The 14,639-nt window shown below is 37.1% G+C and carries 13 protein-coding genes; 2 read left to right on the forward strand and 11 right to left on the reverse strand.

Going from position 1 to position 14,639, the window contains the following annotated elements; genetic code table 11:
• From HNQ80_RS04365 to HNQ80_RS04375, 3 genes are all read right to left on the reverse strand, one after another.
• Positions 1-990 carry a GDP-mannose 4,6-dehydratase gene (locus HNQ80_RS04365; protein WP_330602759.1) on the reverse strand — a complete coding sequence of 330 codons (990 nt, stop codon included), beginning with the start codon at positions 988-990 and terminating at the stop codon, positions 1-3.
• Positions 990-1,754: a glucose-1-phosphate cytidylyltransferase gene (locus tag HNQ80_RS04370; RefSeq protein ID WP_184308538.1), complete on the reverse strand. Its 765-nt coding sequence runs from the start codon at positions 1,752-1,754 to the stop codon at positions 990-992. Before HNQ80_RS04370 ends, HNQ80_RS04365 begins: the two co-directional genes overlap by 1 nt.
• A 254-nt stretch (positions 1,755-2,008) precedes the next feature.
• Positions 2,009-2,968, reverse strand: coding sequence for a glycosyltransferase (locus HNQ80_RS04375; protein ID WP_207726856.1), 960 nt, complete (start codon positions 2,966-2,968; stop codon positions 2,009-2,011).
• A 243-nt stretch (positions 2,969-3,211) separates the two neighbouring features.
• Between HNQ80_RS04375 and HNQ80_RS04380 the strand changes: the two genes are divergently transcribed.
• Entirely contained in the window at positions 3,212-4,705 is a 1,494-nt protein-coding gene (locus HNQ80_RS04380) for a hypothetical protein (protein ID WP_184308542.1), read from the forward strand.
• A 63-nt stretch (positions 4,706-4,768) separates the two neighbouring features.
• Here the strand turns inward: HNQ80_RS04380 and HNQ80_RS04385 are convergent, their stop codons facing one another.
• Positions 4,769-5,581: a hypothetical protein gene (locus HNQ80_RS04385; RefSeq protein WP_184308544.1), complete on the reverse strand. Its 813-nt coding sequence runs from the start codon at positions 5,579-5,581 to the stop codon at positions 4,769-4,771.
• Between the two features lie 186 nt (positions 5,582-5,767).
• Between HNQ80_RS04385 and HNQ80_RS04390 the strand changes: the two genes are divergently transcribed.
• The gene (locus HNQ80_RS04390; protein ID WP_184308546.1) at positions 5,768-7,291 is read left to right on the forward strand and encodes a hypothetical protein; all 1,524 of its coding nucleotides are present in this window, start codon (positions 5,768-5,770) and stop codon (positions 7,289-7,291) included.
• 57 nt (positions 7,292-7,348) lie between these two features.
• Here the strand turns inward: HNQ80_RS04390 and HNQ80_RS04395 are convergent, their stop codons facing one another.
• The 7 genes from HNQ80_RS04395 to ortA form a co-directional block, all read right to left on the reverse strand.
• Positions 7,349-7,621 (reverse strand): DUF3343 domain-containing protein, encoded by a 273-nt coding sequence (locus tag HNQ80_RS04395; protein WP_184308548.1) that lies wholly within the window; start codon positions 7,619-7,621, stop codon positions 7,349-7,351.
• A gap of 112 nt (positions 7,622-7,733) precedes the next feature.
• Complete coding sequence (orr, locus tag HNQ80_RS04400; protein WP_184308550.1) at positions 7,734-8,798, reverse strand: ornithine racemase Orr; 1,065 nt, start codon at positions 8,796-8,798, stop codon at positions 7,734-7,736.
• A gap of 54 nt (positions 8,799-8,852) precedes the next feature.
• Complete coding sequence (locus HNQ80_RS04405; RefSeq protein WP_184308552.1) at positions 8,853-10,211, reverse strand: GlmL-related ornithine degradation protein; 1,359 nt, start codon at positions 10,209-10,211, stop codon at positions 8,853-8,855.
• A gap of 16 nt (positions 10,212-10,227) precedes the next feature.
• Positions 10,228-12,441: a D-ornithine 4,5-aminomutase subunit OraE gene (oraE, locus tag HNQ80_RS04410; protein WP_184308554.1), complete on the reverse strand. Its 2,214-nt coding sequence runs from the start codon at positions 12,439-12,441 to the stop codon at positions 10,228-10,230.
• Positions 12,441-12,818, reverse strand: a complete 378-nt coding sequence (locus HNQ80_RS04415) for an ornithine aminomutase subunit alpha (RefSeq protein ID WP_184308556.1) — start codon at positions 12,816-12,818, stop codon at positions 12,441-12,443. The genes oraE and HNQ80_RS04415 overlap by 1 nt, the downstream gene beginning before the upstream one ends.
• 95 nt (positions 12,819-12,913) lie before the next feature.
• Complete coding sequence (gene ortB / locus HNQ80_RS04420) at positions 12,914-14,329, reverse strand: 2-amino-4-oxopentanoate thiolase subunit OrtB (RefSeq protein WP_184308558.1); 1,416 nt, start codon at positions 14,327-14,329, stop codon at positions 12,914-12,916.
• Positions 14,322-14,630 carry a 2-amino-4-oxopentanoate thiolase subunit OrtA gene (gene ortA / locus HNQ80_RS04425; RefSeq protein WP_184308560.1) on the reverse strand — a complete coding sequence of 103 codons (309 nt, stop codon included), beginning with the start codon at positions 14,628-14,630 and terminating at the stop codon, positions 14,322-14,324. Before ortA ends, ortB begins: the two co-directional genes overlap by 8 nt.
• Positions 14,631-14,639 lie beyond the last annotated feature (9 nt).

A 14,639-nucleotide genomic window follows, 5' to 3' on the forward strand; every position in this document is an offset into this window, starting at 1 on the left:
TTATCTCAATCCTTTATCTAGGAAATTTTCATACCACCTAATCGTTTTTTTCAAACCTTCTTCGACACTAAAACTAGGACTCCAATCCAATAGATCTCGGGCTTTTTTCGCCGATAGGTATTGATGCTTAATTTCATTTTCACCTTTGTTTAAAATAACAGGTGCTAGGTCGCTATTCATGAGATGAAGAATCATTTCAACAAGTTCTTTAACATTCATCTGAATTTCATTGCTAAAATTGAATGCTTCTCCAAACAACTGCAATGATTCCATTTTTTCAGCCAACAAAAGGTATGCGGATACTGCATCTTCAACATAAAAATAGTCTCGGATGAAGGTGCCATCGCTCCGTATGATGGGTGCTTCTCCTCCAAGAATGGACTTAATTGTTTGGGGGATAATTCGATTAAAATTCAAATCTCCTCCACCATATAGATTTCCACATCTTGTGATACACACTGGTAAACCATAGGTATGATAGTAAGCTTGTGCAATCAAGTCTGCACAGCTTTTTGAAACATCGTAGGGATGATTGCCCTGTAGTGGCATGTTTTCATCATAAGGCAGTTGTTCTTGATCCCCGTAGGCCTTGTCACTGGAAGCCACAATAACACGTTTTACCAAAGGACTTCTTCGACAGGCCTCTAAGATATTCCATGTTCCCATAATATTTGCTTTGAAGGTTGAGATAGGATTCCGGTTGGCAACACCCACAATTGCTTGGGCTGCTAAATGAAATACAGTGTCAATTTCATGCTCTCCTAATGCCCTCTCTATAATTTCCAAATCCTCTAGAGATCCGTTGACCATGCACATATTTGATATTTTAGGCTCACTATATAAATTGGAGTTTGGTACGAGATCACGAACCAACCCCACAACATTAGCACCTCTGTTTTCAAGTTCTTTTGCAAGATAACTGCCTAGAAAACCAGTACATCCTGTCACCAATACATTTTTTCCCTTCCAGAATTCGACCTTCATTTCCATCACCATACCTTCCATTTACAATGATCACTTTCCCACATTTCATTTACAGTCAATATATCTTTATAGGTATCCATAGCAGTCCAAAATCCGTCGTGTAGATAGATACTGAGTTGACGCGCTTCTGTGAGCTTACGCAGGGGCTCTTGCTCAAGAATACAACTGCTGTCATTCTCCAAGTAGTCAAATACTTTCCTATTGAACACAAAGAAACCGCCATTGATGATTCCTTCTGTTTGTGATTTTTCTTGAAAAATCTGGACTATCCCGTTTTCTGCAACCATTGTGCCATATTGGCTTATTCTAGGCACACCCGTAACGGTTGCGATGCGTCCACTTTGTTTGTGATAATCCACCAATTTGTTGATATCGATATTTGCCAAACCATCACCGTAGGTTAGCATAAAGGAATCACCTTCAATATAGGGTTGAGCCTTCTTAATTCTCCCGCCCGTCATGGTCTCAAAACCAGTATCAATGAATGTTATTTTCCATTGTTCAGGCTGCTCTAATAATTCATATTGACCTGTGCCGCTGTTTAGTACAAAATTATGATTCTTCCAGGCATAGTCCATAAAGTACTCTTTTATCTTATCTCCCTTGTATCCAAGCAAAAGTATAAAATCATTAAACCCATAGTGGGCATAGATCTTCATTATATGCCAAAGGATTGGCTTATTCCCAATCATGGCTAATGGCTTAGGGACATCATCCGTGATTTCTCTCATTCTAGAACCTTTTCCACCACAAAGAATTACGACTTTCATGTACAGACTCCCCCCAATAGACATTTTTAATAATACATTCGTTCCTACCAATTCTTCGTCCAACCTTCTCAATTCAAATTATGTAGACAAGTGAGTTTTTGTTACTGAAAAATCTATACTTTTATCCAAGAGAAGTTAAAACTAGCTACCCAGGAGAATTCTTTCAAGAAATGTCCTTTCAAAGAAAATTGACAGGTCTTTTAAAATTTTATCCTGTCAATCAAACCGCTGTATCATAATTTTTAGAATTGAGGTTATATAAGAGAGTGATATGCCTCTATAGCCTTTTTAGCAATTTTATGCCATGTGTAATTTTCTTCAATATAATTGCGTAAATCCGTTGTAGATGTTTTGTGAAGTGCAGACATAATCGCATTATAAATTGAATCAATATTGGACGGATTGCAATAATCTGCATAATCGGCCAGTACTTCCTTAGCCGAGCCGATTTCAGTCGATACGACTTTACAACCTGCTATACCAGCTTCCAGGCTTACTAAGCCAGGATATTCAATCCAACTAGGAAGTACGTGCAACAATGCCCCTTTATAGATAGATTTTAATGCTTCTCTTTTTACGTCCTGTAAAATCATGATATTTTCTTTCTTTTGACTCATACAGTCCCGATAATAGCGTTTATCATTAATTGATCCAACCAATACTATTGGGATTCTTTCATTAGACATTGCTTTCATAAGATTCAATTGATTTTTCTGGTGATGAATTCTTCCTACGCAAAGTATATACTCCTCAACACCGTATTTATCTCTTATATAATTCTTATTGCCGTTCTTAAAACTCTCATCGACGCCATAGGGAATGATTACATATTTTGTGTTTACTCGGTAGTTATTCCTGATAAGTTCTGCTTCTCCCTCACAGTGAGGTAAGTACATATCGCAATTTTCAAATAAGTATTTTCTTTTATCCTCACTCTTTTCCCACGCTTCTTTTTTTACGATCTGATCGGTTTGAGTAAAATAGTCTCTTAAATCCCAATAAATAGGAGTCAAGACAACTTTCTTATTATGCTGTTTTGCATTTTTCATAAAGCCGTAGCTTTCCCGCGTTCTAATAGTATTAAATATATGGACAAGGTCATAACTTTTTATATTGATGTTTTCATCTGTACAGATATCAATTTTTATTCCTTGGTCTTGTAAGTGTTTTCTTAGATTTAGAAATACAATACTATCACCAGCGAGATTATCCATAAAATCCTTTCGAATTTGGTACAATACTTTCATTTAATCACCTAATCTCATTAAGATTTTAATTCTTCTCATTATAAAACGAATCCCTTATATTAAGCTATGAAACAATAATTTATCCTGCTACTTATTTTTAATATAAATACTTTAAAGATATTTGAACAGAAATGATACAATCTAGTTATTTTTTGTACTTTTCTTTTATACATTATAAATGGGACACTATTATAAATTGAGGTGATCGATGTGAAGAAGAACCCAGTGTATCAATATATTCATTTTCACTCATCTGAATATGTCTATGTTTTTTATAGGATCGATAATGAATTATATGTAAAGATACTTAAAGATAATAACGAGTTTTCAAATAAGAAAATATCAGATAATGTCATGGAGTTTGCTGTTGAAATAGATGAATTTGGTATATTCCATCTTGTTTGCCTAGCAATGAATGGAGAGCTAGTGTATTGGAAAAACCAAGAATTAAAATGGTATCACAGAATTTTAACAAAGTATGATAGTTCTTTTTATCAATTTAAGGGATTAAAGATTTTTCTTTGTCATCAAAAGATTCACATACTCTTGGCTGTAGCGAATGAATTAAATCCTGAACAGTGGATCCTAAAGCACCACTATTGGAACAATACGGTATGGCATAACAAAAAGGTATGTGAAATGAACTGTGGAAAATATGATAATCCTTTCCAAGGAGATATCGATACGAATGATCATATTCATATTGTTTATAAGTCAAGACAGAATGAAAAAAATCAGATTTTTTATAGTAAATTTAACATGGCACATAATATGTGGAGTACACCGCAAAAAATAAACATTTCTACTCAAGAAAACAATCATCCTTTTATTTTCTGTGATCATGAAAATAGGCTACATCTGGTATGGTCTTGTTTGGAGAATGGTAGCTATAAAATCCTCTATAGACATCATCAAAACAGTTCTGCTATAAAATCTGTTTGGTCTGAAGTCACTAACCTTACTTCAGAAGATTCGAATTGTACCCACCCCCTTTTATTACAACGTAATGATGAATTAAAAATCTTGTGGAGACAAAATAATGATTATTATATAGGAAGTCTCAACTCCAAAGAGAGCACGATAAATGCACCTATTCTCCTGTCTACTGATCCTGATAGAAAACTTTTTCTCATATCCGTCATAGGCAGCAAATACAAATTATATCAGTCTGTAAAACTGACTTTAGGATATGGCTTTGCTAGAGATAAAGATATCTATATTTTAGGACTAGATGACATACAAAATGATAGCGCATTCCTTAGTGATCGTCATCTATATCATGAGCCTTCTTCCTCTGAAAACCCAAATCTGGATGAAGAGCGCTCTATACGAAATGGGTCAGGTGACAATTTTCCCTCGAAAGCAACTTCACGGATATCTCCTAGGATGCTGCTATCCACAGGAAGTCAAAAAGACAAATCTCAAGTTTTAGTTCAAAATGAAATACAAACTTTCAGCGATCTTTCTATAAAAACAATTTTTGAGTCAAATAGCATAAAAGATACTAGACAAGATTTAATGATAAAGATCAGTGAAATAGAAGAGAGACTTGAGAATATATATAGCCAGTTGACATTTTTAACGGAGAAGATAGAGGAGATAGAGCCAATCCTATTTTCCTTAAATCAGCAAGGCTTTCAGTTGAAAGAGGATATGACTACTATGCGCAGTGAAAAAATGGGACTATTTCGCTGGTTCAAATAGTTTCGAAAATTACGAAGAGTTTTGTAAAAAAAAAGATGCTCTCATTGAGAACATCTTTTTTTTTTAGAAGCCTATGCCAGGTCCAGTAATAAAGTCATCCAGTTGTGGTGGGAAGAATGCTGGTGGCAATTCTTCGTTGAAATCTTCGCATACTGGTCTGTCTGGTCTTCTTTCACATGGAGCTGGCGGTGGGCAGAAGCCAAATGCAGGGATAACTAACTGTACTTCTAGCTCACACTTGATAACATTATAAATACCTACTGTAAATTCAGCGCAGCACACATTTTCGTATGGATCATATGCATCACATGAGTTGCAATCTTCTCTGGCTACTCTTGCATCCAATACTCTTGCTACGATTTCTAACTTGATGATTTCTTCATCAATAGTTTCTCTGCCAGTTTCCCTAATGATAGCAGCTGGTTCTGGACAGTATAATGGACCAACAGTTTCACTTCTTCTTAACAGCAGCTCATTATCTGTAGATACTGTACCATCATCAAATACTACATCATATAGGATTCTTAACTGGTAGGTATAGCTGATTAATTTTCTATTTGTATCGCCAGGTATAGATCTTCGGCTAATTACTCTGAATGATCCAGGAACAAGTCCTTCTACTCTCGCATTAATAATGTCATCAGCGCTGCAGTCAATTCTAAAACGAAGATTTGGATCGAAAACTATTCCTTGGTCTAGATCTTCTTGTTCACAATCGCCAACTAGACATAGTCTTAATAGACAAGAATCATATACTTTTGGAATTTGAACGCATACAAGTTCACATGCATTTCCAAACTGCTCTCTTAGTTCTTCTGGAATAACACCAGGCGTATATAAACTAATTCCACAACCTGATGGAGTTTGTCTGTACATACATTTTCCCCCTTCTTTTTAATAAAATTTGATAAAACACACTCTTTAGCAGTTACAATTGTCTTTTCTAATTGTATATTATGTATTGCTTATCTGTTTGGTGATAAAAAATTTAATTCTCTCGTAAATTGGTCTAACATATTGTCTTCCCTGTAATAATATATTTAATTAAGGCGGGTGATGTGAATGATTCAGTGGAATAATTTAGATATGATCTTAACCTCATCTATGAAAACCATGAAGTTTTTTTCCCATAATCACAAAGGTGTTGAATACCGAAATATGGACGATGAAAACTCAGTTAGTCTATTTGATGGCAATATCATAGAATACGATATGGATATGGACGAACAGGGGAATTTGGGCATGGCGTTGTTAGACAATGCTGGAAAATTGTATTATTTTTTTTATGACGGTCGCAAATGGAGTACCTATGATATACATCACTTTAACCTTCTGTTCGAAGAGATCAAGGACCTGCGGATCCGATTTTCAATGAACGATCCAATCGTTATTTTTTCCAGTCGCAGTCATTCAAATTCAAATCAGTGGTCGATCAGCATCTTTCAGAAGATTGAGAAGAATTGGAAGAAAACGATACTTACGAAAGTATATTTAAGTGCGAATGTTGTACCCTATACGATTACAAAGGATAGAAAAGACAATCTATACCTTGTGTATTTAAGTAATCATAATATCGTATATGATATAAACCTTAAAGTGTTTCATCAACAATCTCAGACATGGTCTGATCCAATTTTCCTAAGCAATTGTATATTTATTAAGTACTTTCATATGGATTCCTTGATTGATTCCCTTGGGGGGATTCATTTGATATGGATTGATAAGTATAAAAAGAACTACTGTATCAAATATACCTACCGTGGATCCTTAAAAGGAACCCAGTCAAATCCCTCTATTATCATGGAATTTACCGAGCCCCTTATATGGAGTCATTTTTACATGTCACAGCAGTCTATTCATATCTATGGCTTTATAAAGGATCGTGTCTATAGAACTTCTAAACAGTTAAAAAATACTTTAGGGCTTTCAAAATGGCAACAGCCGATAGAATTAGACTTCGATTATGACCATTTGACACTATATAGATCTTTGGGAAATAAAAAAGGTTATTTAGCAAATTTCATACTTACAAGCACTGAAGATGACTATCGTCCTATACAGATAGATGAAATTGAGGAATCATCAAAAAATGATTTTATTAAACTAACTAATCATCAAAACATGGAAATTCAAGATCATATTGTAAAGAAAAATCATCTGGAGTCTTTAGATAGCTATTCTGACGAAAACAAAGACCTTCTTCGATACAAAGCAGAATTGTTTAAGAAAAATCAACAGATCGAAATAAATCAAGGTCTTGTAAAATCTTTACAAGGAGAAGTATCCTTCATGAAGGAAGAAATAAGGGTTCTTCAGGATCAGCATAAAAAAAGTATCCAGCTTTTGAATGATACTACAGACAAGTATAAAAAGCTTCATGAGCTCTTAAACCAACATAATCAAATCTTTGAAAGTAGATTGTCTCAACTGGACACCTCAGAGCTAAAAAGAAAACTAGAGATGCTCTCACAAGAAATACAAAAAAACAGATCGGACGTTTTGGAGTGTTTGACGTCGAATAAAGAGTTGAGAGAAGCTGTAGAAACCCTTCAGCAGGCTGGCTTTTTTCGGAAGATTTTTAGTTAAATCATAAAAGGAATGTTATTAAGAAAACATAACATTCCTTTCTTCACATTTATTCTCCTATCTGTTCACTTTTATATATTCTGTTTTATTTTCTTCCGTTTTAGATATTTTATAGAGCCCTTGATAGTTGATCTTTGCATGCTTGATGAGTTTGATCGCGCTGTCTAAATCTTTTTCGGAGATATAGATGGCAGTATTGCATGATTTGCCAACAGCCCTTGGTGCTTTTCTAAATGTACTTTTAATATTATGTCTTCGTAGGAGCTCTTCAATATAATATCCATGATAATTTGATGAAAAAACGAAAATGTAACTTTCCTCATGCTGCACAAGCAATCATCTCCTTGTTCATTCTTTATTATCATACTATTCGACTGCTTGTAATAAGGAACATATATTAATAAAGATAGAAATAGCCTCGGGCATTCCCGAGGCTATTTCACTATTTCACATGTTTATATATATATTCTGATGTCATGAGCTGAAGCAATGAGCCATATTCGATATTAAACCGAACTTCATCTCCAACTGCATAATTTTCTGTACAATCTGTAACATCTACAATGAGATGATCACTACTCGCACCTAGAATTGTCATATTTGGATCCAATGGGATTATATTCTGAACAGACATATCCTGTCTTCCTACGGCTAGAATAGCTCTTTTCCGTAATCCTTTATCTTCAAAGACTGGTTTATTACCGAAGGCATCCATTCCTATTTCACCAATAGGTACAGATGGCTTTTCTTTTAGTTCGACTATTTCTGTGACCAGTGTAAAGGCATCCTGATACGTATCTTGTATTGGATCCCCATAGGCTGTTTCTCTGCCTAAAACAATAGATTCTCCCAATCGCAGGTGATTAATCCTATCAGGCATTTCTCCTTTTTCCAAGAGGTAAAGACTGCTTGAATTTCCTCCTGATATAATGGTTAAGGATATATCAAATTTAGCTTCAATGATTTCCCCAAACTCAACCAATCGACTCAAATTCGTCTTATTAGGGATGACACCGCCGTAGCAAGTTAGATTCGTACCAATACCCAATAAATTAATATTTTCAAATTTTAATATTTCACCAATGGTATGCTCTATATGATCCTGCCATACACCCTCCCGCAGGTCACCTAAGTCAATCATTAATATGATATTATGCATTCTTTCTAATTCTTTAGCGGCTGCATCCAAAGCAGCAATGGTTTTTATTTCAGAATTTAAGCTTATATCAGCATATCGTACTGTTTCCTTTGCTTGACTTATCATGGGCAATCTTAACAATAGCTTTTGAGCATTTATCCCCTGCAGTTTTACAAGGTTTTCAATTCTGGAATCGGCTAGCATTGTAACCCCATTATCAACAAGAACTTGGGCAATTTCAGGAATTCCACAAAAGACCTTCGTTACGCCAGCCGTATCAATTCCTTTTTCTTTACATAATTTGGTCAATGTGAGGGTGTTATGCTTAATTTTATTGATATCAATCTCTAATCTTGGACAAATCTGCATACAATCTCCTCCTAATCCTAAATCTATAGCCGGGAATTTTATCCCGGCTAACAGTTAATCTATGTTCAAACTTTGCTTCATCAAATTTAGGGCAGCTTCTGGATATCTTTTCGATAATACACCAAGGGATGCCATGATGTAATCATTATCTATCAATATCTGAGCTTTTTTTGTAGGAAGTAAGCTATCACCCTTGTTGTGCTGTGCAATCTGTTTCAGAATCTCAACTCTTCCTGGTAATCTCGTAAGGGCACCACCAGTGCCTACAATCCACTTAATATCAGTAAGATCCTTCCCTTCTGCAAGGGTTTTCTTGCCTGCTGGTCCATAGAGATGCCTGAATTTTCCTACATGACGATCCATAGCTGTCAATACTGCTTCCAAAGTAAGAATTTCCACAAATCGCTTCAATTCATCAGTGTCGGGTATAGGTTTATGCCTGCCCATTACTTCCTCAATATCGCAGTTCATTTGTTGGGAAAGCTTATCCTTCCCAATTCTTTCCACAATATTCGGCATATTTACATAGACACCCAAATCTCCTTCCACAGTCCTCTTGGCTTCAGGTTCGGGACTGATCAGAATTCTATTCACCTCTTCACTGCCTGCAGTAACCGAGTGTACATCGGTAGTAGCGCCACCAACATCAAGAGTGACCAGATCTCCAATGGCTTCTTTCAAAAGTTTAGACGCCTCCATCACTGCACCTGGTGTAGGAATGATAGGTCCTGTAACCAATTCTCGAACTTTTGTCATACCTGGCGCATGAACGATGTGGTCCTCAAAGGCATCTTGAATAATCTTTCTGGTTGGTTCAATGTTAAGCTGATCAATTTTAGGATAAACATTCTCCACAACATATAGCTTATTTGGTTTATTCCTAAAGATTTCTTTGATCTCTTCTTGGTTTTCAATGTTGCCAGCATAGATGATGGGTACATGGGTATCCATATCAGCGATAAGCTCAGCGTTATAGAGAGCGGTATCCCTTTCACCATAATCTACTCCACCAGCAATTAAAATGAGGTTTGGACGGATTTCCTTGATTTTATTAAGATCAGTCCTTCTCAGTTTTCCAGCAGTAACATTGTGAATGATGGCGCCTGCTCCCAGAGCAGCCTCTTTTGCAGCCCGAACTGTCATGTCGTAGACGAGACCATGGACTGTCATTTTTAATCCTCCAGCCGCACTACTGGTTGCCAGCATTTCATCATAGGATATTTCTTCTATTTCAAGTTTTCTTTTTAGATCATCAATTGCACCCTGCAGACCAATATTCACATCCCCCTCTAAAACTGTTGTGGGAGCCTGGCCTTGACCAAGAAATTTAGGGTGATCCGTATGAATATCAGCGAAAGCGTTTACTACTGTTGTAGTGCTTCCTATCTCAGCAACTAATACATTAATTTTCATGTTAATGCCTCGTTTCCTACTTATTTGCTAATATCTCATTTCTTCTCTTTACTAGGAATGTCGCCACATGAATTCCCTTTGTTCCTCTTCCAAACCCAGCATCCATTCCATACTTCACAGCGATTTCAGGCGTTACTTGGGTACCGCCTGCACAGATCATGATTCTATCTCTGACACCTTTTTCTACAGCATAGTCATGAATTCTCTTCATGTTTTTGTAATGGATATCATCATGGCTGATGATCGTTGAAGCCAATATTGCATCTGCATTTATTTCAATAGCAGCATCTACAAGCTTTTCTATCGGACATGAAGTTCCAAGATATTCAACCTCAATACCCCATTTTTCAATGCCACCATGCTTGATATCGATAACTTCTCGCATACCTACGGAGTGTTCATCTTCTCCGACAGTGGCAGCAACTACCTTCATAGGCTTTCCATTAATTTCTTCCCATAATTCTTCATTGGACATTACTTCTGGTTCGTCAGGCACAACAATGGTATTTAAGTCAATATCAAAGCCAACAGTACCTTTTAACTGAACTCTTGTAGCTTCGGAAGGATGCATCTCTTCGATATGAATAACTTCTACATCGGTTAATCCAAGCTTTTTACCTACCTCAATCGCAGCATACTCAGCGACCCTTCTTGATGTTGGTAAAAGTACTTCCACTTGAACAATACCATCGCCCAACCATTGAACTTCAGGTTTGATAAGGGATGTTCCTCTGTACTTTTCAGAATCATCTAATCTTGTATATACACTATCGCTTTCATCTAATTCATCAATAAATACGATTTTTTCAGGTTTCTCAAAGGTACTACCATCAATTAGCTTAGACGGATTTTCCACAGCACTTGCATCATACTGGGCCACATTGTTATAGCCGAAGTGAGCAGTGACTGGTGCCAAGTAATCTTCATCTCTTTCAAATACACTACCAAACCCTAAACCGCCATCGATCTTTCTACCGATTCCATCCCCATGTCTTTCAGGATACATACCAGAATCTACGAAAAATCCTTTTTCTACAGCCTGGAAGTAGCCGCCCTCTTGAATAATTTCTTCAAGGTATAGCACAGCTCTTTCCTTTAATTCTCTCACCTTGTCTCTTAAGAAGCCTTCTTTTCTCAATTCTACCATTTCCATTAGGGAATCAAGAATTGTTAACGTTTGTTTGGCTGTATCACATGCTTCGATATTATACATATGCCATGGAACATTTCTACCTTCATCTGGAGTAATCGTTGATTGAATATCAGCACTTGTTAATCTTGATAAGAGCATATTCAATACGTGAGTTACAGTCGCTTCCCTCGAAGACGAAGTAATATATTTTGTATTCATTTGTGCTCTCATCTTATATTCATCAAAGAGTTCTCTGAGGGCAACAGCATAAGGTAAATCATACTTTAAGCTAGGAGCTGGTGCAGCTGTTGGCGGTACAGTGGATAAGCAAATATTCTCCTTCTTCATTCCTACCTTATAGGAATATAGGGAGTTGATACCGTGCTGTACCATTAGCTCGGGCATAACCTTCCAAGCGTCTCTAGCTGTTGCGTTAGCGTTATGAGCACCATCAATTTGCGCCATATTTGCCCAAGTCATCACACTTTTTGCTTCTGCAGCATCCACGAAGGATCTAATCATATTGATGTTTCTATATAGTACGTTATATTGTGGATCTTGATGGGCGCCGTTAACTCCTTCTTCAGCAAACATAACTGCAATATCAGGACCCGCTACACCACTTACATAAGAATGGTAGTTAATAGGACGTCCTACTTCTTCTTCAATTAAATCAAGGGCTTTTCTTTGGGCTCTTACAACTTTTCTTGAAACAGGTATTCCACCAATTCCCTGAGGTGTTCCTTCAATTAAACCATCATAGTGGGATTGTCCAGCAGTTCGAATAACCATGATATGGTCCGCACCATGCCATGCTGCCATTCTCATTCTACGAATATCATCTTCAAATCTTCCTGAAGCAATTTCAGTAGTAATTGTGTAAATTGGTTGAGGATCAATATTACCCATATAGGCAGCTGATGGAATTGGGATAGAATTTTTTAAAGGTTCTGAACAATCATTATATGTGAATGGTCCCATTTGAAGATTTTTAACTTTCTTTCTCCAAGTCCAGCCCCTTCTTTTTGGTGTGTATTTATCAAGATCTTTCAAGACTTCTCTAACATTGATTTTTTCATTAATTTTTAGTTGCTCCATTATTTATCCCCTCCTTTAAACATGTTTACAACCTCGTCCCAATGCTTACCCTCCATTAGTTCGAGACCTGCCTGCCGAAGAGGAATATTTTTTTCCTTAGAAACTTTGTATACAACATGACCAGCACCTTTTCCCATTAATCCTCGATCCATAGTTCCATCTACAATTGCTTTTGCTTCTAAGCTTGAAAAACCCATTCTAAGCAATACAGATCGTTCGATGGCTGGCGTGGTGTTTTTTCTAGCTAAATCTACCAATGGATCTACGACTTGTTCCATAAGCTCCCAAAATCTTTGCTTTAAGGCTTCATCAGATAATGAGGCCAGGTGTTTTCTTCTCTCTTGGAAATCGTCTTCCCTTACAATATAACCTTTCATTCATTTCCCTCCTAGTTCTCGTAAGTTCTTGTCAGTGATATAGGGAGCAAATAACTTTCTGTTATTACTCCCTTCACCTATTCACAATATACCTATCATTCAATATTTCTTTCTTTTAAAACCTCTTTCACAAAATCATAAGAAGATTTTGTTTCTTGCACTAAAAATTCTATATCTGCTTCAGTGATTTTTTCAATTTCACGGATTTCTAGACAATTCTTTATATATGATTTCCTGATTTTATTCATATCAAAATCTCTAGCTTTTATAAGTCTTGGATGCTCAGGAAGTATAATGCTTGTTCCAGGGATCTCTTCCTCAGGATTTCCAAATCGAATCTCAATACCATTTTCTCGGGCAAAGGACAGCTGTGCCTGAATATGCTTTCCTGCCCCTGTATACTCAGTTTCCTGTACGACAATAATCTGTTCTTCATCTAGCTCCTGAGCAATACTGAAAGCCGCGGCCAAGGAAGTATTTCCTGCGGGGCCTCTCTCCAAGCCTTCAAGTTGTGCTAAAGCTTCTGTCATATAAAATACCTCGCCTTGGGATACCGTTACATATCGATCCATATATCGTAATGGTCTAGCAGCTGATCTCGGTACGTCAGAACGATCTGGCCATGTAGAAAACGGCATGCCAAACCCTGTATGACCTGTAGTGAAGGATTTCCTGTTGAACTGTTCATCAGATGCCATGTGAAGGCCTTGTAGGTTTACACTAGCACCAACAACACTTACACTCTCTGCACCTGCCTTTATTAATCCTCGAGCAGTACCTGTCAAATTACCGCCACCAGCATTGGTACATACGACAACATCTGGGTCCTTACCAATCCTCTCTCTGAACTGCATTGCTAATTCATACCCAAGAGTTTCAACACCTGCGATGCCGAATGGTGTATATAATGAAGCGTTAAAGTATCCTGTTTCCTCCAATAGTTTTAAGAAGGTATAAAACAGTTCTGGACCAACGGTCAGTTGTACAACTTCTGCCCCATAAGCCTCGCATTTTCTTGCTTTTTCAATGATTTCAGGTTGTCCTACACCTCTGCTGTCATAGCACTCTTGTACAATGATACACTTCAGCCCATGCATGGCCGCTTGACTTGCGACCGCAGCACCATAATTGCCGCTGGTTGCTGCAATAACACCTTTGTAGCCAAGTTTTTTGGCATGATATACAGCATTTGCTGCCCGTCTTGCTTTAAAGCTTCCAGATGGATTCGACGCTTCATCTTTTATAAAGATTCTGGCTCCTTTGCCTTTTGGCGCCATCTTTCTTGCTAAAGCGGTTAGGTTTTTTAACTCTAAAATAGGTGTATTTCCTACTCCTGTAGCACCTTGAATTTTCTGCATCTCCTCAAGGGTATATCCAGTTTCTCTCATCATTTTTTCGTAGTCAAAAGCGATGGAGCCTGATTCAAATATAGCATAGTCAATGCCAACAGCCTGCTTCATAATCTCATTTCTTCTTGCCATCAGCCCTTGGTAGCTCATATCTTTACTCATGAACTTCACCTCCTGCTAAGATAGCTCTTGCCTGAAGTCCTATTTGCAGAAGTTCTGGTACGAACTTCCCATAATTATGGGTATATGCCGGGTGAATTTCTACAAGTTCACCCTCAACACTTCGTCCAGTAATCGTAATCACCTCAACAGATTGACCGATTTCGGCATCTGTTTGAATAAAGCCCTTTACCCAGGATTCTAAAGGTACTTTTCTAGTATCTTCAGGGACTTGAGGAGCTCTTTCCTCACTTGTCAGGACAATATTATAAATTTTAACCCAATCTCCTCTTTTGGCCTTCATAAAATTCGC

The sequence above is a fragment of the Anaerosolibacter carboniphilus genome (assembly GCF_014205875.1).
Classification (GTDB): domain Bacteria; phylum Bacillota; class Clostridia; order Peptostreptococcales; family Thermotaleaceae; genus Anaerosolibacter; species Anaerosolibacter carboniphilus.

Excerpts from the sequence above, each read along its gene's own strand:
- HNQ80_RS04365 (WP_330602759.1), bottom strand. The coding sequence starts at position 990 with ATGGAAATGAAGGTCGAATTCTGGAAGGGAAAAAATGTATTGGTGACA.
- HNQ80_RS04370 (WP_184308538.1), bottom strand. The coding sequence starts at position 1,754 with ATGAAAGTCGTAATTCTTTGTGGTGGAAAAGGTTCTAGAATGAGAGAA.
- HNQ80_RS04375 (WP_207726856.1), bottom strand. The coding sequence starts at position 2,968 with ATGGATAATCTCGCTGGTGATAGTATTGTATTTCTAAATCTAAGAAAA.
- HNQ80_RS04385 (WP_184308544.1), bottom strand. The coding sequence starts at position 5,581 with ATGTACAGACAAACTCCATCAGGTTGTGGAATTAGTTTATATACGCCT.
- HNQ80_RS04390 (WP_184308546.1), top strand. The coding sequence starts at position 5,768 with ATGATTCAGTGGAATAATTTAGATATGATCTTAACCTCATCTATGAAA.
- orr (WP_184308550.1), bottom strand. The coding sequence starts at position 8,798 with ATGCAGATTTGTCCAAGATTAGAGATTGATATCAATAAAATTAAGCAT.
- HNQ80_RS04405 (WP_184308552.1), bottom strand. The coding sequence starts at position 10,211 with ATGAAAATTAATGTATTAGTTGCTGAGATAGGAAGCACTACAACAGTA.
- oraE (WP_184308554.1), bottom strand. The coding sequence starts at position 12,441 with ATGGAGCAACTAAAAATTAATGAAAAAATCAATGTTAGAGAAGTCTTG.
- HNQ80_RS04415 (WP_184308556.1), bottom strand. The coding sequence starts at position 12,818 with ATGAAAGGTTATATTGTAAGGGAAGACGATTTCCAAGAGAGAAGAAAA.
- ortB (WP_184308558.1), bottom strand. The coding sequence starts at position 14,329 with ATGAGTAAAGATATGAGCTACCAAGGGCTGATGGCAAGAAGAAATGAG.
- ortA (WP_184308560.1), bottom strand. The coding sequence starts at position 14,630 with ATGAAGGCCAAAAGAGGAGATTGGGTTAAAATTTATAATATTGTCCTG.